General features: G+C 58.6%; 19 protein-coding genes. 12 read left to right on the top strand and 7 right to left on the bottom strand.

Annotated elements, in window-relative coordinates; genetic code table 11:
- Positions 1-133: 133 nt before the first annotated feature.
- On the top strand, positions 134-1,156 hold the full coding sequence (locus H4N61_RS09775; protein WP_169196336.1) for a LacI family DNA-binding transcriptional regulator: 1,023 nt from the start codon (positions 134-136) through the stop codon (positions 1,154-1,156).
- On the opposite strand, the gene H4N61_RS09770 is transcribed toward H4N61_RS09775, so the two are convergent.
- Complete coding sequence (locus H4N61_RS09770) at positions 1,153-2,157, bottom strand: LacI family DNA-binding transcriptional regulator (RefSeq protein ID WP_169196337.1); 1,005 nt, start codon at positions 2,155-2,157, stop codon at positions 1,153-1,155. The genes H4N61_RS09775 and H4N61_RS09770 overlap by 4 nt on opposite strands.
- A 184-nt stretch (positions 2,158-2,341) precedes the next feature.
- On the bottom strand, positions 2,342-3,856 hold the full coding sequence (locus tag H4N61_RS09765; protein WP_169196338.1) for an alpha-N-arabinofuranosidase: 1,515 nt from the start codon (positions 3,854-3,856) through the stop codon (positions 2,342-2,344).
- 250 nt (positions 3,857-4,106) lie between these two features.
- Between H4N61_RS09765 and H4N61_RS09760 the strand changes: the two genes are divergently transcribed.
- From H4N61_RS09760 to pxpA, 7 genes are all read left to right on the top strand, one after another.
- Entirely contained in the window at positions 4,107-5,108 is a 1,002-nt protein-coding gene (locus H4N61_RS09760) for a Tim44 domain-containing protein (RefSeq protein ID WP_169196339.1), read from the top strand.
- A 141-nt stretch (positions 5,109-5,249) separates the two neighbouring features.
- The gene (locus H4N61_RS09755; protein ID WP_182393886.1) at positions 5,250-6,644 is read left to right on the top strand and encodes an L-serine ammonia-lyase; all 1,395 of its coding nucleotides are present in this window, start codon (positions 5,250-5,252) and stop codon (positions 6,642-6,644) included.
- Positions 6,645-6,761: 117 nt separating this feature from the next.
- The gene (locus tag H4N61_RS09750) at positions 6,762-6,998 is read left to right on the top strand and encodes a hypothetical protein (protein WP_169196341.1); all 237 of its coding nucleotides are present in this window, start codon (positions 6,762-6,764) and stop codon (positions 6,996-6,998) included.
- A gap of 119 nt (positions 6,999-7,117) precedes the next feature.
- Entirely contained in the window at positions 7,118-7,294 is a 177-nt protein-coding gene (locus H4N61_RS09745) for a hypothetical protein (protein WP_169196342.1), read from the top strand.
- 104 nt (positions 7,295-7,398) lie between these two features.
- Positions 7,399-8,067, top strand: a complete 669-nt coding sequence (locus H4N61_RS09740) for an allophanate hydrolase subunit 1 (protein WP_169196343.1) — start codon at positions 7,399-7,401, stop codon at positions 8,065-8,067.
- Positions 8,064-8,966 (top strand): biotin-dependent carboxyltransferase family protein, encoded by a 903-nt coding sequence (locus tag H4N61_RS09735; protein WP_182393885.1) that lies wholly within the window; start codon positions 8,064-8,066, stop codon positions 8,964-8,966. Before H4N61_RS09740 ends, H4N61_RS09735 begins: the two co-directional genes overlap by 4 nt.
- Positions 8,963-9,787: a 5-oxoprolinase subunit PxpA gene (pxpA, locus tag H4N61_RS09730; protein WP_169196345.1), complete on the top strand. Its 825-nt coding sequence runs from the start codon at positions 8,963-8,965 to the stop codon at positions 9,785-9,787. The genes H4N61_RS09735 and pxpA overlap by 4 nt, the downstream gene beginning before the upstream one ends.
- Positions 9,788-9,825: 38 nt before the next feature.
- On the opposite strand, the gene H4N61_RS09725 is transcribed toward pxpA, so the two are convergent.
- From H4N61_RS09725 to H4N61_RS09705, 5 genes are all read right to left on the bottom strand, one after another.
- Entirely contained in the window at positions 9,826-10,542 is a 717-nt protein-coding gene (locus H4N61_RS09725) for an ABC transporter ATP-binding protein (protein WP_248306078.1), read from the bottom strand.
- Positions 10,543-10,592: 50 nt separating this feature from the next.
- On the bottom strand, positions 10,593-11,357 hold the full coding sequence (locus H4N61_RS09720; RefSeq protein WP_182393884.1) for an ABC transporter ATP-binding protein: 765 nt from the start codon (positions 11,355-11,357) through the stop codon (positions 10,593-10,595).
- 11 nt (positions 11,358-11,368) lie between these two features.
- Positions 11,369-12,505, bottom strand: coding sequence for a branched-chain amino acid ABC transporter permease (locus H4N61_RS09715; protein WP_169196348.1), 1,137 nt, complete (start codon positions 12,503-12,505; stop codon positions 11,369-11,371).
- Between the two features lies 1 nt (position 12,506).
- Positions 12,507-13,538 (bottom strand): branched-chain amino acid ABC transporter permease, encoded by a 1,032-nt coding sequence (locus H4N61_RS09710; protein WP_169196349.1) that lies wholly within the window; start codon positions 13,536-13,538, stop codon positions 12,507-12,509.
- A 120-nt stretch (positions 13,539-13,658) separates the two neighbouring features.
- Positions 13,659-15,017, bottom strand: coding sequence for a substrate-binding protein (locus H4N61_RS09705; RefSeq protein ID WP_169196350.1), 1,359 nt, complete (start codon positions 15,015-15,017; stop codon positions 13,659-13,661).
- Positions 15,018-15,208: 191 nt separating this feature from the next.
- On the opposite strand from H4N61_RS09705, the gene H4N61_RS09700 reads away from it, so the two are divergent.
- Genes H4N61_RS09700 through H4N61_RS09685 form a run of 4 tightly spaced genes read left to right on the top strand, consistent with a single transcriptional unit; the run spans position 15,209 to position 20,195 of the window.
- Positions 15,209-16,837, top strand: a complete 1,629-nt coding sequence (locus H4N61_RS09700; RefSeq protein ID WP_282567592.1) for a short-chain fatty acyl-CoA regulator family protein — start codon at positions 15,209-15,211, stop codon at positions 16,835-16,837.
- Positions 16,838-16,890: 53 nt separating this feature from the next.
- Positions 16,891-17,265 carry a response regulator gene (locus H4N61_RS09695; RefSeq protein WP_182393882.1) on the top strand — a complete coding sequence of 125 codons (375 nt, stop codon included), beginning with the start codon at positions 16,891-16,893 and terminating at the stop codon, positions 17,263-17,265.
- Positions 17,258-17,488 (top strand): hypothetical protein, encoded by a 231-nt coding sequence (locus tag H4N61_RS09690; RefSeq protein WP_169196353.1) that lies wholly within the window; start codon positions 17,258-17,260, stop codon positions 17,486-17,488. Before H4N61_RS09695 ends, H4N61_RS09690 begins: the two co-directional genes overlap by 8 nt.
- Positions 17,489-17,492: 4 nt before the next feature.
- Complete coding sequence (locus tag H4N61_RS09685; protein WP_169196354.1) at positions 17,493-20,195, top strand: sensor histidine kinase; 2,703 nt, start codon at positions 17,493-17,495, stop codon at positions 20,193-20,195.

Genomic DNA, 20,195 nt, shown 5'->3' with positions numbered 1-20,195 from the left:
CGTAGGCAATATTAGTTATATTTTTATCAGCATAGGATCGAATCCAACTTACATACAAGAGCGAAGTGTGCTGGATAGGAAAACAGTTTCAGCGCGCATGGGAGCAGGGCGCTCGCCAAAGGATTGAATGAGTATGGATAAGCGCGCGACCATGCAGGATGTGGCTGAAAAGGCAGGCGTTTCGCAGGCGACAGTGTCGCTCGTGCTCAATGGCGTTGCGAATGCGCGCGTGTCCGCAGCAACGCGGCGGCGTGTGCAAGATGCCGCCGATGAGCTGGGGTATCGACGGGGGCCGCAGCGTCCGGTGCCCGCAGGACGCGCTAAGGTCATCGGCTTGTTTGTCGACGAAGTGACGACGACGCCCATGCTTGGACCGTTTCTCGAAGGAGCGATGGAAGAAGGGGCCTTACAGGACGTCGCTGTGGCAGTGTTTTTTACCGGGGGCGATCCGCTGCTGGAGAAGACGGCCATAGACATGCTGGTGGCGCAGAACGCGATTGGCGCGGTGTATACGACGCTGATTACGCGCGAGGTGGTGGTGCCAGAGCATTTTGCGCAGCTGCCGCTGGTTCTGCTCAATTGCTACGAGGGCGAGTTGCGATACCCCTCCGTTGTGCCGGGCGACGTGGTTGGCGGCTATGTTGCGACGGAAGCGCTGATCAAGGCGGGGCATCGCCGGATCGCGCATTTGGCCGGTGAGGACATTATCGCAGCGTCGACCGATCGCTATCAGGGGTTCCGGATGGCGATGGAGAAATATGGTGTTGGCATTGAGGAAAGCCTCGTAACGCAGGGTGGCTGGAATGTGCGCGAGGGGCGGGAGCGGGCGATGGCGCTGCTGTCGCGGCCGGATCGACCCACGGCCATATTTTGCTTCTGTGATCGGATGGCGGTCGGCTGTTATGATGCGGCGCGTATCCTGGGGCTTTCGATCCCAGAGGACATTTCCATCATTGGGTTTGATGATGAGGACATTGCCGCAAACCTCTTGCCGCCCCTCACAACGCTGGTGCTGCCGCACAATGAAATGGCGCGCTGGGCGGTGGGGCAATTGCTCGAGAGTTTTGAGGGCGTAGACGACGACGAGCGGCTGCAAAAGCTCAAGATCGAGTGTGAGCTTGTTGAGCGGCAATCGGTGGGTACGCCAAAACTCTAAGGGCGTGGTGGGGCAACGGAAGCGCGGATAATAAGCGGGCATTCGACCTTGGTCATGCCGGAGGCACGCGCTTCAGTGCCACCGAGGATTTGCTCGGCAGCCCACTGACCCATTGCACGGTGGGGGAGAACCGAAGTTGTGAGCTGTGGGTGTAAATGGCGCGCGATCTCTTCGTCGTCATAGCCCACCACCGACATATCCTGCGGAATGGACAGGCCTGCCTCTTTGAGTGCCTGATAACAGCCGACCGCCATGCGATCATTTTGACAGAAGACCGCGGTGGGTCGGTCGGGGAGGGCGAGGATTTTGCGGGTGGCTTCATAGCCAGCGCTGGTCGACCAATCGCCCTCAAAAACCAGATATTGCTCGAAGGGGATGTCGGCGGTGGCAAGGGCGCGGCGGTAGCCTTTTAGGCGGTCTTGCGCGGCTTCCATCCAGATTTCGCCGGTGATGGTGGCGATACGGCGGTGGCCCTGGGTGATGAGGTGATGGGTGGAGCGCTGACCGCCCGCGATTTCACTGGGAACGGCAGACGGCGTCGCCTGATTGGCGGTGTAGCAATTGAGAAGGTAGACCGGCACTGGCGCATTGCGCAGGGCGGTGGTCGGCGTCACTTCGCGCGTGAAGATGGTCAGATAGACGAGCGCCGAAATTCCCTGCTGGAGAAAATCGTCGATGAGCCGGGCTTCGACATCGCTGTCGCCACGGCTTTGACCAACGTAGACGAGGCCGCCGCGCTCTTGGATGGCGGCGCTGAGCCCATCAATGGCCTGAACGGCTTCGGGGCTGGTGGCGATCTGATCGACGATAATGCCGATGCGGTTGGGCATTTCGGCGGCTATTGGTGCGGTGGCGGCTTCGGGAATGGCATAGCCAAGTGCGGAAGCGGTTTCGAATACGCGCTGGCGCGTTTCGGCGGAGAGCTTCATGCCTGCTGTATTGTTCAGCACAAAGGACACGGTGGCCTGCGAGCAGCCTGCCGCTCGCGCAATATCTGTCATGGTGACCCGACGACCGGTGCTGGACAGTTTTTTGTGCCCCTTCGGTGGCGGCGCTTGTGGATCGACAGGTTTCACAACACTACCGGAAAAGAGAACGGCTGGCTCTTTTGTAGACGGCGTGCAGGGTTATGCAAGAGATGACAGAAGCGCGTCCGAACCAGAGCCCGGGCGCGCATGGGGGTGATTAGCCGAGGCGGACGCGCACCATCTGATAAGAGTATGGCGGCAGGCTGACCGAGATATTGCCATTGGCAAGCTTGGCGCCTTCGCCCTTACGGGGGGCGACTTCGTTCTGCTTGGCGCTGGTGTTGATCGCCTTAAGGTTCTGATGTGTCATGACCTGATGGTCGATGACTTCAACCCCATTGAAGCCCTGGAGGCTAACCGAGGTATCGACGGTTTCGCTCGGATTGCGGTTGACGAGGAAGAAGGTCAGAACGCCTTCGTCTTCGTTGTGCACGCCCGATACGTCGACAAACTTGGTTTCAGCCGAGTGTGGGGTTTCGTAGGTCGGCGAAGTGGTGACCAGCTGAAGCGCGGTGCCGCGACCGTAAACCGAGGCGAAGTAATAAGGATAATAGATGGTCTGGGCCCAAGCGGGGCCGCCCTTTTCGGTCATGATCGGGGCAATGACGTTCACCAGCTGCGCGATGCAGGCGATTTTGACGACATCGGAACGGCGAATGAAGGTGTTGAGGATCAGGCCCACCATCAGCACGTCTTCAAAATTGTACATGTCCTCCAACAGGCCCGGCGCGTGTGGCCAGCCGCCATTGCCCTCGAGGATCTCGCGATCCTTCTTGTTGGAGTGGTACCAAACGTTCCATTCGTCGAAGGAGATGGTGACATCTTTCTTCGAGCGCTTCTTGGATTTGACTTGGCGAATGGTCGCCGCGACGGTCTCGATATAGGTGTCGAGCTTTTCCGCGAGGCCGAGGAAGTTCGGCGTGTTGTCGTCGCGGTTGGCGAAGTACATGTGCAGGCTGATGTGATCGACATGCTCATAGGTATGTTCGAGCACAATGCGTTCCCAATCGGGATAGCTCGGCATATCAGCATTGGACGAACCGCAGACGATCAGCTCAAGGTTCTTGTCGAACATGCGCATGGCGCGGGCCGTGTTGGCGGCGAGTTTGCCATATTCATCGGCATCCTTGTGGCCGACCTGCCAAGGGCCGTCCATTTCGTTGCCGAGGCACCAGAGCTTTACGTTCCACGGCTCTTTACGGCCGTTCTTGATACGCAGATCGCTCCAATAGGAGCCGCCCGGATGGTTGACGTATTCTAGGAAGTTGCGAGCTTCATCGACGCCGCGTGAACCCAGGTTCACCGCCAGCATCATTTCGGTGTTTACCGTGGCGCACCAATCAGCGAATTCGTGAATGCCGACAGCATTGCTCTCGGAGGTGTGCCAAGCAAGGTCGAGGCGGGTAGGGCGGTTTTCGCGCGGGCCAATGCCGTCTTCCCAGTTATAGGCAGAGACGAAATTGCCACCTGGGTAGCGAACGAAGGGGACGTCGAGCTTTTTGACCAGATCGGCCACGTCGCCGCGCATGCCATCTTTGTCAGCGGTTGGATGATCGGGCTCGTAAATGCCTTCGTAGATCGCGCGGCCCAAATGCTCCAAAAATGCGCCATAGACACGATCATCAATTTTGGAGATCGTGTAATCCTTATTCGCCACAACACTGGCCTTCACCGCTTCCTCCCAAAGATACCGGTTATCTGATTTGTATCAGCTAATCCGGTTGTACTTCTTGTATGGTTGGTGGGCAAGTTGATTTGTATGATTTATCGGTAAGGCCGATCTCCGGGCGATTTTTAGGTCGGTTGTCGGTCCGGCGACACGCACTTAGGTATTTTTGCCGATTTTATGGTGTGTGATCCTTCAAATCAGCGTTGTGGTTCCCTATATTCCCACTCAACTATATTTAATCTGGATCAAACCTATGTTCGCTTCCCGGAGCTTCCGGTTCGCTAGTGTCTTCGCCGTATTGGTTATGGCGTTCTCCATGGTAGCCGTTGGCGAAGCTGAGGCCCGTAAGGGTGGCAGTTTTGGTAGCCGTGGTGGCCGCACCTTCCAACAGCCTGCTGTAACGCAGACCGCGCCAAATGCTGCGGCTCCCGTTCAGCGCTCGATGACCCCGAACCAGCAGGCGAATAACCCTGCCGCTGGCGCGGCCCAGAGCGCAGCGCGTCCGGGCGGCTTTATGAGCGGTTTCGGTGGCTCGCTTATGCGCGGTCTCATGCTCGGCGGTCTGATCGGCTTGCTCATGGGCGGCGGTCTCGGCGGGATGGGTGGCATCATGGCCATGATCGTGCAGATCGCCGTTATCGGTGGCGTGATCTGGCTGGCTATGCGTATTTTCGGTCGTCGTCGTCAGCCACAGGCTGCCGCGGCAAACGGCTATGCAGCACCACAGTATGAGGTTCCACAGCCAGAAGCGCAGCAGCACACCACTGCACGTCAGGGCGAAAACCGTCTCGAAGGCCTTTTGGGCAACTTCGGTCGCGGTGGTTCGGCAAAGGCCCCGGCTGATCCGAACGAGCTCGGCATTGGCATGGAAGACCTCGAAATCTTCGAAAGCATGCTGACCCGCGTTCAGGCGGCGTTCTCGAACGAAAACTATGCTGCTCTGCGCGCGCTCACCACGCCAGAAATCATGGGTTATCTTTCGGAAGAACTCGCGACCAACGCCACCAACGGCGTGAAGAACGAAGTGACCGATGTGACCCTGCTGCAGGGTGACATGGCCGAAAGCTGGCGCGAAGGCCAGACTGAATACGCAACCGTTGCGATGCGCTATTCGGCTATCGACTTCGTGCGTGAACGTTCGAGCGGTCGCGTTGTTGAGGGCGACGAGAACGAGCCAAGCGAAAGCACCGAACTCTGGACCTTCGTTCGTCCAGTCGGTGGCACCTGGCAGTTGTCGGCTATTCAGGAAGCGTAATCGCTTTTCACTGATGATCGATTTGGAGCGGCGCGACACAATCGCGCCGCTTTTTTATTGGCCGTCCGGCCCGAATATCGTGGCGTGAGAAGCAGTTCTGCTGCGTTTTGAATTCGGCGCAGAACATGCTTAGATTTGCGCATGTTTCTGTCGGTTTTTGACGTTTTCAAAATTGGTGTTGGCCCCTCAAGCTCCCATACGATGGGACCTATGTCGGCGGCTGGACGGTTCCTTGCAGAACTCAAGCGTCTCGATCGTCCGCGAGCGGTGGGTGCGCGTCCCGCTTCGATAGTGGCGACGATGCATGGCTCTCTCGCATTTACGGGCGTCGGGCACGGCACCGGGCGCGCGGTTATTCTGGGCCTTTGTGGTCAGTTGCCAGCGAGTGTCGACCCGGACCAGATGGACGCCATGATTGCCGAGGTCGAGGCGACTGGCGAAGTGCGGCCCGAGGGGCATCCGGCGTATCGCTTTAGGCCGGCGGTCGATCTGATTTTTGATATGAAAACGCCCTTGCCCGGGCATCCCAATGGCATGGAGTTTGTGGCGCGCGATCAGGGCGGGCAGGTGGTCTATCGGCAACGCTATTTCTCTGTCGGGGGCGGCTTTGTGCTGAGCGCCGATGAGCTGGCTGCTGGGCCAAGCGCCGACCCCCGGCTGGTTGATGTGCCGTTTCCGTTCGAAAATGCGCAGACCATGCTGTCTATGGCGGAGCAATCGGGCCTATCCATCGCGCAGATGAAGCGGGCGAATGAAGAGCGGCAGATGAGCCGGTTGGAATTGGACCGAGGGCTCGACGCGATTTGGGCGGCGATGAACGGCTGTATTCTGCGCGGGATGGAGCAGGATGGGACCTTACCCGGCGGACTTAAAGTCCATCGGCGGGCGAAAAAGCTCCATGAGCAATTGCAGGCGTCGCAGCGCCAAAACATGCCCTCACCAACGGCCGCCAATGATTGGCTTTGCCTCTATGCCATGGCGGTGAATGAAGAGAATGCGGCTGAAGGGCGGGTGGTGACTGCCCCGACCAATGGCGCGGCGGGCGTGGTTCCGGCCGTGTTGAAGTATACCGAGCAGTTCCTGCCCGGCATGGGGCGGAGCCAAATCCATGACTTCCTTCTTACCGCTGCCGCTGTTGGCGGGCTGATCAAGCACAATGCTTCGATTTCAGGCGCGGAGGTCGGGTGCCAAGGTGAGGTGGGTTCGGCCTCTGCTATGGCGGCGGCGGCGATATGCGCCGTAATGGGCGGCACGCCCCGGCAGGTTGAGAATGCGGCCGAGATCGCGCTCGAACACCACCTCGGCATGACCTGCGACCCGGTCAAAGGTCTGGTGCAGATTCCGTGCATTGAGCGCAATGCGTTTGGCGCGGTGAAGGCGATTACGGCCGCGTCGCTGGCGTTGCGGGGGGACGGCGAGCACGTTGTGTCCCTCGATGCTTGCGTTGAAACCATGCGGCAGACGGGCTTGGATATGAGCGAACGCTACAAGGAAACGAGCCTTGCGGGGCTGGCGGCGAATGTGACTGTCTGCTGAGCTGGGGCGCATATGCGTCAGCACGGCAGGGGGCTTGATCGCCCCTTTAGGGCACAAGGCTGGACAGATGCGCTGACTGTAGGCAAAAGGGGCGGAATTGACTTTGGAGTGGTCTTGATGAGCCGCAAGGAATTTGACGCTTCGCGTATGCGCCGCATGAAGCGCATTGCTGCCCGCTATGGTTTGACCATTATGACGGCTGAAAAGATGAAGATTTTGGGCGGTCACGGCGGCCACCAGATCCGCGAAGACGAAAGCTACAAGATCATCTTTGGCGACGTGCCGAAGCCATTTTCGGCGACGTTCGACGAAGTTGAAGCCTATATCGAAAATCTGGAAGCGGGCGAAGAATAAGACGGCTGGCTAAGTTGGGCAAGACTCTCTCTGCCCAAGGCGAGGCGAAAGTGCAGTTTCACGGCGCGGCGGAATCAACCACACTGGAACGGTAGGCTCACCGACAGGAGGCGCGTTCCATGTATTCTTTGATCAACGCCGATGCCGAAGACGACGATGCCGAAATCACCGATCCCCAAGAAATCGCTGAGCTTTTCGCAGCTATTGTGGAAGTAGCGGTTGAGACGATTGGGACGGAACAAACCAAGCTTTTGTTCGAGGCGGTGATTGAACAGGAGGGGCGCGACCCAAACTGACAGTGAAACCAGCGTCTCATACAGAATTTTCAATTTAGACTGACAAAATTGGAGGGCGCGGGACATGCACTCTCGCGTTCTCTTTTGACAACATGGAGCGGTCCATGATTGGCACTTCTGCCGCAGATGTGCAGCGGGCTTGTATTGTGCCTCTCGGCGACGCCGCCGCGCTGGTTCGCTTTGCGGATCGGCTAGACGATCAGGCGAACCGCGCAGCTCTGGCTTTGGCCGATGCACTTGAAAGAAGCCCGATTACCGGTGTGCTCGAAATCGCCCCCAGTCTCGTATCGGTACTGGTCCGATATGACAGCGACGTCATTGATTTGGTGCGCCTTTCTGGCGAGATCGGGCTTCGGCTGAGCAGTGAGGCTGCACCGAGCGCCGCAAAGATCCACGATATTGCTGTGCGTTTTGGCGGGGAGGATGGCCCCGATCTCTTGGAGGTCGCCGCGCAATCGGGGCTGACACCGAGCGAATTTATAGCCCAGCATAACGCGCAACCTCTGCGTGTTCTGACGACTGGCTTCGCGCCGGGGTTCGTCTATTGCGGCTTTCATAGCCAAGAAATGACAGTGCCGCGCCGCTCCAGCGTGCGGGCACGGGTTCCGGTGGGCAGTGTTTTGTTTGCTGCGGGGCAGACGGCCATTACGGCTACCGAAGTACCGACGGGTTGGCATGTGATCGGGCGCACAGAGTTTTGTAATTTCAACGCTTTTGCCAATCCGCCCACTGTGTTGAGCGCGGGCGATAACCTGGTGTTTTCGGCCCTATGAGCGCGCGGTTAAAGTTGCTGCGCTGCGGGCCGCTGACGACCATTCAGGACGCTGGTCGCTACAATGGCCTGCGCCACGGCGTCAGCGCTTCAGGGCCGATGGATGCCGGAGCCTTTGCACGGGCCGGGATTTTGGCGGGCACATCTGGGACGACGGGGATCGAATTCACCACCGGGGGTATAGCGCTGAAAAGTGTCGAGGGCACGGTGCGCATCGGCTGGAGTGGGGGCGATTTCCGCGCAGCCGTCGATGGTGTGGCTGTGCCGTGGTCTTCCGGTGCGGATTTACAGCCCGGGAGCGTTTTGGAGATCGCGGCGGGGGCTTGGGGCAATTTTGGCTATCTGCGCTTTTCTGGCGAGATTGATGTACCGGCTCTTATGGGCAGTCGCGCGACCAGTATGCGGGCGCGTATCGGTGGGCTCGACGGGCGGGCTTTGAGACAAGAGGATGAGCTGACCATTGTTGGCGCCGGGCTGGAGCGGCAGACGGTCGATGCAGTCGACCAAGATCTGTCGCCGGTTCGGTTCATCTGGGGTATTCACGCTGAGCAATTTACGAAGGACGTGCGGCAGCGCTTTGTAAATTCATCGTTTTTTGTCACTGCGGCGATGGATAGGATGGGGTTTCGTCTCAAAGACGCGGGCAATGTTTTTGAGGGGAAAAGTTCGCTGTCGCTGGTGTCTGAGCCGGTTCTGCCCGGTGATGTGCAGATCCTTGGCGATGGCACGCCGATTGTGTTGATGCGGGATCATCAGCCGACGGGCGGCTACCCTCGTATCGCGACAGTCATTCGCGCCGATCTTGATCGTTTGGCACAAATGCGACCCGGAACCGAGCTTGCGTTCACGTCCGTAACAGTTGAGCATGCGCAGGCCTTGTGGCGGAGCCGACAAAAATGACCAGTATTGACCTCAATGCCGACCTCGGTGAGGGCATGGGCACAGACGATGATCTGCTCGAAATTGTGTCGAGCGCGTCCATTGCCTGTGGTGGTCATGCGGGAGATGCGGGCACCATCCGGCGTGTGCTCAAGATTTGTAAGCTTCGCGGCGTGCGTGCGGGCGCTCATCCCGGTTACGCCGATCCGGTGCGGTTCGGTCGTTTTCGCTTGGTTATGCCGCTGGACCAATTGCTCTCGCAAATTCGCGAGCAGATGTTTCTGGTTCGGCATATTGCCGATGAGGTCGACTATCCACTGTCCTATGTCAAACTGCACGGCGCTTTGGCGAACCAAACGGCGGAAGAGCTGACCTTTGCTATCGGCGTGTTCGCCAGCATTCAGGCCATGGATAAGAAAATGGCGGTGTTGGCGCTCGACAATAGCGAACAGGTGCGGGCGGCCATGGCCGTGGGTCTGCCGCTCATTCGAGAAGCCTATGCCGACCGGGCTTACACAGCTGAGGGACTATTGGTGCCGCGCAGCCAAGACGGTGCGGTTATTCATGATGTTGATGCCGTCATCGCCCGTTGTTTGCGGCTGGCGCAAGCGGGAGAGATTGTCGCCATTGATGGCAGCGTTCTGAAGTCGAAAGCGCGTTCGATTTGTCTACACGGAGACACCCCCGGAGCCGTTGATCTGGCACGGGAGGTTCGTGACGCGCTGGAGGGTGAGGGGATTACGATTGCGGCATCACAGCCGGAAGTGGAATTACCCTGGGACCACGGGTTGGGAGAGGGTGATATCGGCATTATGCCTTTGAACCCGAAAGACCCAGGGTAGCTCGCTTCTCTCTCGACGCGAAGGCCGAGAGAGAAAGATCAGATCGCCAGATATTCGTGGCGGAGTTCGGTGTTATCGAGGACTTCCTTGGCGGTGCCGGCGAACGCCACTTCACCCGTGTCGAGAATGACGGCGCGGTCGGCCAGCTTGAGCGCTGCAACGGCGTTTTGTTCAACGATGATGGTGGTGATGCCCAAAGGCTTGATCGAATGCAGAATGCGCTCGATTTCGTGGACGATCACCGGGGCCAAGCCTTCGTAGGGCTCGTCAAGGAGCAGCAGCTTGAGATTGCGGGCCAGAGCGCGGGCAATGGCCAGCATCTGCTGTTCGCCACCGGAAAGCGTGACGCCTTCCTGCATGCGACGCTCAGCAAGGCGCGGAAAACTCTCATAGATCTGTTCAAGGCTCCAGCCGTTGCCGGGCGCGACCTTAGCCAGCTTGATGTTTTCTTCGACGGTGAGTCCCTGGATGATGCGGCGATCTTCCTGCACCAGCTGAATGCCCGCGCGCGCCGCCTCAAAGTTTTTCATGGCATGGACGGGTTCACCGTCGAGCCAGATTTCCCCTTGTCGCATGTGCGGATTGGCGGTGCGGGCGATGGTGCGCAGTGTTGAAGATTTGCCAGCGCCGTTGCGTCCGAGCAGGGCGAGGATTTCGCCCTTGCGGATGTCGAGGCTAACGCCCTGAACGATGTAGCTTTCACCGTAGTAGGCGTGGATGTCGCGCACGGAGAAAAACGGGCGGGACGTTTCCATGGCCGCGGCGTGTGAGGTTGTTGTGTCCATTTGCATTGCAACCGCGCTCATCAGTGGGTTCCTCCGAGATAGGCTTCTTGCACCTTGGGATTGCCGCGCACTTCGTCAGGGGTGCCATCAGCGATGATACGCCCCTGCGCGAGCACGGAGATCTTGTCGGCTAGCGAGAACACCACATGCATGTCGTGCTCGATGATCACCTTGGTCATGCCACGGCTTTTGATCTTCTTGAGGAGCTCGATCGTGGTGTTGGTATCGTGGCGGCTCATGCCAGCGGTTGGCTCATCGAGCAGCAGCAGGCGTGGGTGCTGGATAAGGCACATGGCCAATTCCATACGACGCTTGTCGCCACGGCTGAGACTGCCCGCCTGCATATGCTGGCGATTGAGCATGCCCACATCCTCCAGCATGTGCTCGGCCTCTTGGCGAATGATGGTTTCGCTATCGAGTGAACGCAGCATGTTGAGGGTGAACTGGCCATCGCGCTTGGCGAAGGCCGGGATCATGACGTTATGCAGAACACTCAAATCGGCGAAGATTTCGGGCGTCTGAAACACGCGGGCGATGCCCAGCTGATTGATCTCATAGGGTTTTCTGCCGGTGAGATTGGCACCATCGAAGACCACTTGCCCGGATGTGGGGGCGAGCTTGCCGATGATGACGTTGAGCAGGGTGGATTTACCGGCCCCATTGGGGCCGATAATCGCGTGGGTCTTGCCTTCCTCAACCGCAAGGTCGATGTCGGCCAGAGCGTGCAGGCCACCGAAGCGCTTGTGGACGTCGGCAACGTGGAGAACGACGTTTGGAGTGCTCATTATACGTTCTCCTATTCAGCAGCTTGTGGTGCGGCGCGGCGCTGACCGCCACGGCGTTTCGTGATGGCATTGTTGACGCGGCGAGCGCCTTCCATGATGCCACCAGGCAGGAAGATCACGATGATCACGAAGACAAGGCCCAAGGTGAGGTGCCAACCGTCGCCAACGAACTTGCTGGTGATGGTGACGACCACATCGGCCACACCATCGGGCAAGAAGCTCCAGAAGGCTTTGAGAACGTTGTCGTTGAGTGCCGACAAGATGTTTTCAAAATACTTGATCACCCAAGCGCCGATGACTGGGCCAACGAGCGTGCCAACACCACCAAGGATGGTCATGAGCACGATTTCGCCCGATGCGGTCCACTGCATGCGTTCAGCGCCTGCCAGTGGGTCGGTTACGGCGAGGAGTGCACCGGCGAGACCGGCATACATGCCCGAGATGACGAAAGCCGATAGCGCATAGGGGCGGGTGTTAAAGCCGGTGAACTGCATGCGCGTCTGGTTGGACTTGATCGATTTCAGCATCATGCCAAATGGCGAGCCAGCAATGCGCTGGGCGATGAAGAAAGCGACGATCAGGAAGACGGCGCAGAAGTAAAAGCCGCCGAGGCCGCCCATTTGCGAACCGAGGAAGGTCGGAACCGGCTGGCCGACATAGGTATGGCCAACCATTGCGTCGACGACACGGGTGTCGCCAAGGGTGAGTTGCAGCCCGGTTTCACCATTGGTGATCGGGGTCAGTACCGAATAGGCGAGGTTGTAGCTCATCTGCGCAAAAGCGAGGGTCAGGATCGAGAAATAGATCCCCGAACGACGGAGGCAGAGGAAGCCGATGACCAGAGCAAACAGGCCCGAGACGATGATGGCAAAGATAATCGCCGGGATCACGTCGAGCGTGAGCAATTTGAAAGACCAGACGGCAGTGTAGGAGCCCACGCCAAAGAAGGCGGCGTGGCCAAAGCTGAGGTAGCCGGTGAGGCCGAAGAGGATGTTGAAACCAACGGCCATGATGCCGAAGATCATGAAGCGCTGCATCAAATCCGGGTAGGACGCGCCGAAGGGCGCCAGCCAGATCGGCATGAGCAGGACGACGGCGGTAAAACCGAGGAAGAGGGTGAGGTCCTGACGGGACATGGATAGGTTCATCTTAGCTCTCCATGACGCCGCGGCGGCCCATCAGACCACGTGGACGCACGAGTAGAATAACAACGGCAATCAGATAGATGATGATCTGGTCGATGCCGGGGAAGACGGCCTTCACCTGGTTCATGGAAGCGAAGGACTGGAGGATGCCGAGCATAAAGCCAGCGGCAACCGCGCCAGGCAGAGACCCCATGCCACCCACAACCACGACCACGAAGGAGAGGACGAGGAAGTCCATGCCGATGTGATAGTTGGGCGGCAGCAGCGGCGTATACATGACACCTGCCAGGCCCGCGACGACGGCGGCGAGCCCGAACATGATGGTGAAGCGACGGTCGATGTTGATGCCCAGAAGGCCAACGGTTTCGCGATCAGCCATGCCAGCACGAACGACCATGCCGAAGGTGGTGAACTGGAGGAAGGCGAACACGCCACCGATGATCACTGCGGCGAAGAGGAAGTAGACCAAACGCCAGATGGGGTAGGTGATGATATTGGCCTGCATGCCAAGCCAAGCGCCGATATCGGCGGCACCACGCAGCTCGATAGGCATGGGCTGTGGCATTGGATTGGGGCCGAAGATCGACTTGATCACTTCCTGCGCCACAATGGCGAGGCCGAAGGTGACAAGGATCTGTTCGGCATGAGGACGCTTGTAAAAATGCTTGATGATGCCGCGTTCGAGCGCGATGCCAATGACCAGCATGATCGGGATGGCAACGATGATGGAAACTGGCACGGAATAGTTCACCAGCACGGCACCGAAATCGCCAAGCCAGGCCTGTACCAGCGGCTCACGGATTTCCAGCGGCGCACCCCAGGGGGAGAGTTTTTCTGGATCAAGCGTGACTGTTTCCAGGGTGAGGAACATGCGCACGGTGACGGCGATGAATGCGCCGAGCATGAACAGGGCGCCGTGGGCGAAATTGACCACGCCGAGGGTGCCGAACACCAGGGTGAGCCCAAGGGCGATCAGCGCGTATGCCGCGCCCTTATCAAGCCCATTGAGAAATTGCAGAAAGATAACTTCGAACATGAGGAGCGTCCTACGCTTTGACCGATGCGCCGTGTGGTCATTGAGAGCTTGCCCTCTCCCCGCGAAGGGAGAGGGCTGATCACAGTGCTGACCGGTGTGTCAGAAGAGGCCAGAGGCCTCTTACGCGCACATAGGCGCGGGTTCTGCCGGGCCGAGTTCGCCGCCAAAGATCGAGGCGTCGTAGGTCGAGGTTTCGCGATCGACTTCCTGAACGACGTTGAGAACGTCGAATTCGCTGGTCGGAGCGGCGTTACCCTGCACCACAAGAACGGACTTCATGCACTGGTGGTCTTCAGCGCGGTAGAGCGTCTTGCCGTTACCCATGCCGTCGAACTCATGGCCTTCGAGGGCCTTGATGACTTCTGGCGGATAGAAGGTGCCAGCACGTTCAACGGCATCTGCGTAAAGCAGCATCTGCACATAGGCCGTATGCGCGGCCTGTGACGGCGGCGAGCCGTATGCAGCGCCGAACGACTTGGTGAAGGCGATAGAGCCTGGGTCTTGCAGGTTCCAGTGCCAGTTCGAGGTGCCGAAGACGCCACGAACAGCTTCGCCAGCGCCCTTCGCCATCAACTCGGAGATGAGCGGAGTGACGATTTCGAACTGGTGACCGTTTGCCTGACGGTCACGCAAGCCGAACTGAACTGCCTGTGGCAGCGAGTTCACCATGTCGAGGCCGTAGTGGTTGAGGATCAGTACGTCCGCGCCCGAGTTCAGAATTGGGGTGAGGTACTGAGAGTAGTCGGACGAGCCGAGCGGGGTGCGAACGGCGGCAACGGTTTCCCAACCGAGTGCTTCGGTAGCAGCCTTGATCGATTCTTCCTGGGTCCAGCCCCAAGTGTAGTCGGCGGTGAGGTGGTAGGCGCGACGGGCCTTGCCATACTGCTCGCCAAGAACTGGACCAAGAGCGATACCGGACTGGTAAGCGTTGAAGAAATGGCGGAAGCCATAACGACGCTTGTCCTTGCCGGTGGTGTCGTTGGAGTGCGTTAGACCGGCCATGAAGATGATGCCGAGTTCCTGACACAGGCTCTGCACCGCAATCGCTTCACCAGAGGACGAACCGCCGGTGATCATGATTGCGCCGTCGCGTTCGATCATGCGGGTGGCACCAGCACGCGCCACGTCGGATTTGGTCTGGCTGTCGGACGACACATAGCCGACCTTCTTGCCGAGGATGCCGTTGCCCTTGAGGGCAGTCGGGGTGAGCACATTGAGCAGACCGCCATCGCCTTCACCGTTCAGGTGCGCAATTGCCAGCTCATAAGCTTTCTGTTCGTCAGCACCTTCTTCGGCGTAAGCGCCGGTCAGGGGCAGGTTGAGGCCGATGGTAACAGTGTCACCAGTCGGGTTGTTGCAGAACTCTTGAGCCCAAGCCCCCTGGGTGAACACCATAGGAGCAACACCGGTACCGATGATGCCCGCCATGCCAGTCTGCAAAACCCTGCGTCGGTTCAATCCACGCGTGAGTAGTGTCATTGATCTCCTCCTTTGCGCGCGGGGCAATTGATACTTTGCCAATGGCTCACCGCACACCGCAGTATTCACGCGATTAGAAAATCTCGACAATAGGTCATTGTAAAAGCTCGAATATTTTGTAAAGACTTGACCTTGTGGTGCCTGGTATTTGTAAATTCATTTACTGATCGCTGTTGTGATGGGGGCGGAAAATGCGTGCGCCGATTGGGTTTAGGGTCAGTAATGCGCGGAAATCTTTGAAGATTTCTCAGGCGGATCTGGCGCGTAAAATTGGGATCTCACCCAGCTATCTGAATTTGATCGAGAACAATAAGCGCGACGTTGCGGGGGCGCTCCTGCAGCGCATTGCCCATGAGCTGAACATCAATATTGATGATCTGACCGGCGAGGCGGAAAGCAAACTGCTCTCAGACCTCGAAGAAATTTACGCCGATCCGCTGCTTGATTCACTGCCGTTCCAGCCGGATGAGCAACGCAATCTTGTCGCGCAATATCCGGCCAGCGCTATGGCAATCGCACGGGTTCATCGAGCCTATGCGCAGGCCCTTGAGCACGCTGACAGCTATGCAGACCGTTTGCGATCCGACCCCTTGCTGGCGCAATTGCTGCACCAAGTGTTGTCGAGCATTACCGCTGTGCGCTCTGGGGCGGAAATTCTCGAAGATGTGCCAGATTTGGGAGAAGCGGAGCGCAGGCGGTTTGTTGATGCAATTGGGCGTGAAACCCGCAGTTTAAGCGATCTGGCGCGCAATCTCATCGGTCACTTTGAAAACGCCAGCGATGCGCGGCGCAGTGTTTCGCCGGCGCGCGAGATCGACGATCTTCTTATCGAGCGAGAGAATTATTTCCAGTCGCTGGAAGACGCGGCGATGGGTTTGCGCTTGCAGATCGAGGCGGGCGGGGGCTTTGGCATGACCACGCTGACGCGGCTGCTGGAAGATAAATTCGGGGTGCGCGTTGTCGTGGGCGGGAAAGCGCCGGGGCGCGGGACGGATTTCCCCGGGCAGTATCGGTTTGATCCGCCGAGCAACATTCTCTGGCTGCAAGGGGCGAGCACGCTTGCGACGCGGCAGTTTCAGCTGGCGCGGCTCTTTGGGGAAATGACAGCCGCGGATGTGATCGATCGCGAGATGGCCAGTTTCAAGCTAACGACAGAAGAGGCGTTGCGTCTCGCGCGTCGGGCGCTTGGGTCCTATCTCGCCGGGGCGATCGTGTTTCCCTATTCTCAGTTTCTGGCGGCGGCGGAAGCGGCGGCCTATGATATTGACGCGCTGCGCCAGCATTTTAACGCCAGCTATGAGCAGGTGGCGCATCGCCTCGTGACGTTGAGACGGCACGGTGAGGAAGGCATACCCTTCGGCTTTTTGCGGTCCGATCCTGCAGGGCGGCTCACCAAGCACTTTCCATTGCCGGGCTTGCTGCTGCCATATTCGGGACATGCGTGTCCGCTTTGGGCGATCTATGGGGCTTTCCGTACGCCCGACGTGCCGGTGCGGCAGTTGGTGCAGTTCTCGGACGGAGGGCGATATTTGTTTCTGGCGCGCACTGTGCAGCGGCGGTCTGCGGCGTTTCATGAAGTGCCGGTCATGGCCTCGGTGATGCTGGCGTGTGACGTGCTGCATGTGGATCGCACCGTTTATGGCAGGGGTATGAATTTGGCCGATAGCGCGGCCGACGTGCCAGTTGGGCCAAGCTGCCGATTGTGTACGCGGGCCGATTGCACCAGCCGCCAAGAGGAAGCGATGGGCCCCTCTGGGAGTGTGCCAGCCATGCGGACCGCGCTGGTGCCTGATGGATTTACCCTTGGCTCCGCGCCTTGATTATGCGTAACTAGTCCTGCCTGCGGAGGGGAGACTGCGGGCAAGGGGGGAAATTGGCTATCGATGTTTTGATTGCCGAAGATGAGCCAAGCATATTGGATTCGCTCGACTTTATTCTGCGCCGTGCGGGGTGGAATATTGAATCAGTGACCGATGGCGACGCCGTCTTGGAAAGAGTGCGATTCAATCGCCCTCGCATTTTGGTGCTCGACGTTATGCTGCCGAAGCGCAGTGGCTTTGATGTGCTCAAACAGCTGCGCAGCGAAGCGAGTACGCGGGACCTGCCCGTGCTCATTTTGACTGCAAAAGGCCAGCAGCAGGATCGACGCATTGCCGAAGATCTGGGCGCAGATGCCTTTGTAACCAAGCCCTATGCCAATGCTGAGGTGGTGGGCGTGGTTCGGCAATTGTTGGGCGAAGATGGTTGAGGGACGCCGCAAACTGGTTGCGGGTCTTTTTGTGCTGACGATTGGCTCAGCGCTGCTGGTGCTGCCACCGTTTGTGCATCTGTTCAATCATCCAGCCCATATCTTCGGCATTCCCAACATTGTCGCCTATCTCTTTGCGGTATGGGCGCTGATGATAGCTGCGACGGCTGTTTTGAACGCAGCTGTGGGCCGCAAGCGCGGGCGCAAGGGCGAAGGCGGGTAGGGCAATGCTGTCAGCTGATTTCGTCATCGCGACAGCTATAGCGTATGTCGGCCTGCTTTTCCTTTTGGCCTATGTCGGGGATCGGCGCGCGCGGCAGGGGCAAAAATCCTGGCTTAACTCCTCGCTGGTCTACACGCTCTCCATTTCGGTCTATTGCACCAGTTGGACCTTTTATGGTGCGGTGGGAAACGCGGCCCGTAGTGGATTGGAATTCCTGACGATTTACCTCGGGCCAACGCTGGTGTTCGTCGGCTGGTATTTCCTTTTGAGGCGATTGGTGCGGATTGGTCATATCCATCGCATCACCTCGGTCGCCGACCTTTTGTCGTCGCGCTTCGGCAAGTCGAGCCGCTTGGGCGTTTTGGTCACTTGCATCGCCGTGGTGGGGATTGCGCCTTACATCGCGCTGCAATTGAAGGCGGTGACATCGTCTATTCAGGCCGTTGCTGGCGCGTCTGAATTCGGTCAAGGCAGTTTGAAGGGGATTGACGACATAGGCCTCGCCTTCGGCATTGCCGCCGGGATGGCGCTGTTCACAATTCTCTTTGGCACACGGCATGTCGACGCCAAGGAGCAGCACCACGGGGTTGTTGCCGCTATTGCCTTTGAAGCGGTTGTCAAACTCGTCGCCTTGGTCGCGGTGGGGCTCTTTGTGGTCTACATCGGGGGCGGCTTTGAGGGTATTTTCACCCGCGCTGCTGAGAGTGGCATCGTGCTCGATACGCGGCACAGCTTTGATAGTCGTTGGATCACGACCATGATCTTGTCGGTGGCAGCGATTGTCTGCCTGCCGCGACAGTTTCAGGTAACGGTGGTTGAGAACTCCAATGAGGATCATCTGCGCGTCGCTGGCTGGGTGTTCCCGGCCTATATGATGCTGATGAGCGTCTTTATTCTGCCCATCGCAATCTATGGGCTGACGGTGTCGGAGCCGGGCGCAAATCCGGATATGTTCGCGCTGACTATTCCGCTGCAATCGGGGCAGACAGGTTTGGCGCTGTTTGCCTTTATCGGCGGGTTCTCGTCGGCGACGTCGATGATCATTCTGGAGTCGATCGCGCTCTCGATCATGGTCTCGAACCATATCATTATGCCGCTGGTGCTCCGCTTCACTGCGGCGGGGCAAAACTCAGACGGGCAAGGGGTGAGCCATGTGCTGCTGCCAGCCCGTCGATTGTCAATCGTTCTGATCCTGTCGCTCGGTTTCTTCTATTATTTCTTCACGCGGGACAGCGATGCGCTGGCGCCGATTGGGCTGATTTCATTCGCCGCAATTGCGCAGTTTTTCCCGTCGCTTCTGGCGGCGATCTTTTGGAAGGACGCATCGCTTAAGGCGGTGACGACGGCCATTCTCACTGGCTTTATTGTTTGGGCATGGTGCTGCTTCCTGCCCTCTTTTGAGAGCGTCTCGCCTTCGGTTTCGGCGCTGTTGCAGGCTGGGCCTTGGGGCATAAGCTGGTTGCGACCGGAAGCCATGTTTGGGCTTGAAGGCTGGGACTCCCTTGCTCATGCCACCTTCTGGAGCCTGTCGGTCAACATCGCTGTGCTGATCATTGGGTCTCTGATCACGACCCCTTCAACCTTGGAGCGCATTCAGGCGACGGCGTTTGTCGATGTGTTCAAGCGCGGCAATCTCCTGCAGCATAATTTTATGCGCGGGTCGGCGACCGCAAATGATCTCTACTTTGTGGCAGAGCGGGTGCTGGGGGATCGGCGGGCTGCGGCACTTTTTGAAAGCGCGGCGCGCGAGAGTGGGGTGGAGCCAGCGCTGCTTGAGCCAACGCCGGAGTTTATCGGGCGACTTGAGCGCGAACTGGCGGGTTCGATTGGCGCATCGTCGGCCCACGTTATGCTGTCTAAGGTTGTGGCCGGTGGTGACGTGTCGCTCGAAGAGATGATGCAGATGGCTGATGAAACGCAGCAAGTCATTGAATATTCGCAGCAATTGGAGAAAACCTCGGCGGAGTTGCGGGTGACGGCGCGCAAGCTGGAGGATGCCAATGCGCAGTTGCGCGAGCTGGATAGTCAGAAGGACGAGTTCCTAAGCCAGGTGAGCCATGAGGTGCGCACGCCGATGACCTCCATCCGTTCGTTCTCTGAAATCCTGCTGGAAGCGGGCGATTTGGACGATGGGCAAAGGCGCAAGTTCACCACCACCATCCATCAAGAGAGCCTGCGCTTAACGCGATTGCTGGATGAAATCTTGGATTTGAGTGCGCTGGAGCGTGGGGAGCGGAGTTGGCAAAACCAGCCCGTTGATGCGGAAATTGCGCTCGATCGTGCCATCACTGTTTGCGATGCGCTGTTGCGGCAGCGGGGGATGCGGCTCGAACTGGGTGAGCGCGCACATGTGACCATGATCGAGGGGGACGCTGACCGTCTGTGTCAGGTGTTCATCAATCTCATTTCCAACGCCGTGAAATACAACGATGCGGAGGAGCCGCTGGTGCGGATTTCCTCTTCGGTGCGCGCGGGCAAATATGTGGTCGAAATCTCTGACAACGGCCCGGGGATCTCCAAGCATAACCGCAAGCTCGTGTTCCAGAAATTCTGGCGCGGTGTGGAGGGAAGCGGGGATCAAGGTGGCGCGGGTCTGGGGCTTGCCATTAGCCGCCAGATCGTGACGCGGATGAACGGCACATTGGAGCTTGTGCCGGGCGTGTTACCCGGCGCAAGTTTCCGCATTCGCCTGCCGGTGATCAAATAG

It is taken from the genome of Devosia sp. MC521 (assembly GCF_014127105.1).
Classification (GTDB): domain Bacteria; phylum Pseudomonadota; class Alphaproteobacteria; order Rhizobiales; family Devosiaceae; genus Devosia.
Note: the sequence above shows the minus strand (reverse complement) of the source record. Positions and strands in the feature narration are given on the sequence as shown.

Bases quoted from the DNA above. Each gene is read 5' to 3' on its own strand.
- H4N61_RS09725 (WP_248306078.1), bottom strand. From the start codon at position 10,542: ATGGAAACGTCCCGCCCGTTTTTCTCCGTGCGCGACATCCACGCCTAC.
- H4N61_RS09760 (WP_169196339.1), top strand. From the start codon at position 4,107: ATGTTCGCTTCCCGGAGCTTCCGGTTCGCTAGTGTCTTCGCCGTATTG.
- H4N61_RS09750 (WP_169196341.1), top strand. From the start codon at position 6,762: ATGAGCCGCAAGGAATTTGACGCTTCGCGTATGCGCCGCATGAAGCGC.
- H4N61_RS09735 (WP_182393885.1), top strand. From the start codon at position 8,064: ATGAGCGCGCGGTTAAAGTTGCTGCGCTGCGGGCCGCTGACGACCATT.
- H4N61_RS09745 (WP_169196342.1), top strand. From the start codon at position 7,118: ATGTATTCTTTGATCAACGCCGATGCCGAAGACGACGATGCCGAAATC.
- H4N61_RS09775 (WP_169196336.1), top strand. From the start codon at position 134: ATGGATAAGCGCGCGACCATGCAGGATGTGGCTGAAAAGGCAGGCGTT.
- H4N61_RS09685 (WP_169196354.1), top strand. From the start codon at position 17,493: ATGCTGTCAGCTGATTTCGTCATCGCGACAGCTATAGCGTATGTCGGC.
- pxpA (WP_169196345.1), top strand. From the start codon at position 8,963: ATGACCAGTATTGACCTCAATGCCGACCTCGGTGAGGGCATGGGCACA.
- H4N61_RS09770 (WP_169196337.1), bottom strand. From the start codon at position 2,157: ATGACAGATATTGCGCGAGCGGCAGGCTGCTCGCAGGCCACCGTGTCC.
- H4N61_RS09720 (WP_182393884.1), bottom strand. From the start codon at position 11,357: ATGAGCACTCCAAACGTCGTTCTCCACGTTGCCGACGTCCACAAGCGC.
- H4N61_RS09740 (WP_169196343.1), top strand. From the start codon at position 7,399: ATGATTGGCACTTCTGCCGCAGATGTGCAGCGGGCTTGTATTGTGCCT.
- H4N61_RS09710 (WP_169196349.1), bottom strand. From the start codon at position 13,538: ATGTTCGAAGTTATCTTTCTGCAATTTCTCAATGGGCTTGATAAGGGC.
- H4N61_RS09690 (WP_169196353.1), top strand. From the start codon at position 17,258: ATGGTTGAGGGACGCCGCAAACTGGTTGCGGGTCTTTTTGTGCTGACG.
- H4N61_RS09715 (WP_169196348.1), bottom strand. From the start codon at position 12,505: ATGAACCTATCCATGTCCCGTCAGGACCTCACCCTCTTCCTCGGTTTT.
- H4N61_RS09705 (WP_169196350.1), bottom strand. From the start codon at position 15,017: ATGACACTACTCACGCGTGGATTGAACCGACGCAGGGTTTTGCAGACT.
- H4N61_RS09700 (WP_282567592.1), top strand. From the start codon at position 15,209: ATGCGTGCGCCGATTGGGTTTAGGGTCAGTAATGCGCGGAAATCTTTG.
- H4N61_RS09755 (WP_182393886.1), top strand. From the start codon at position 5,250: ATGTTTCTGTCGGTTTTTGACGTTTTCAAAATTGGTGTTGGCCCCTCA.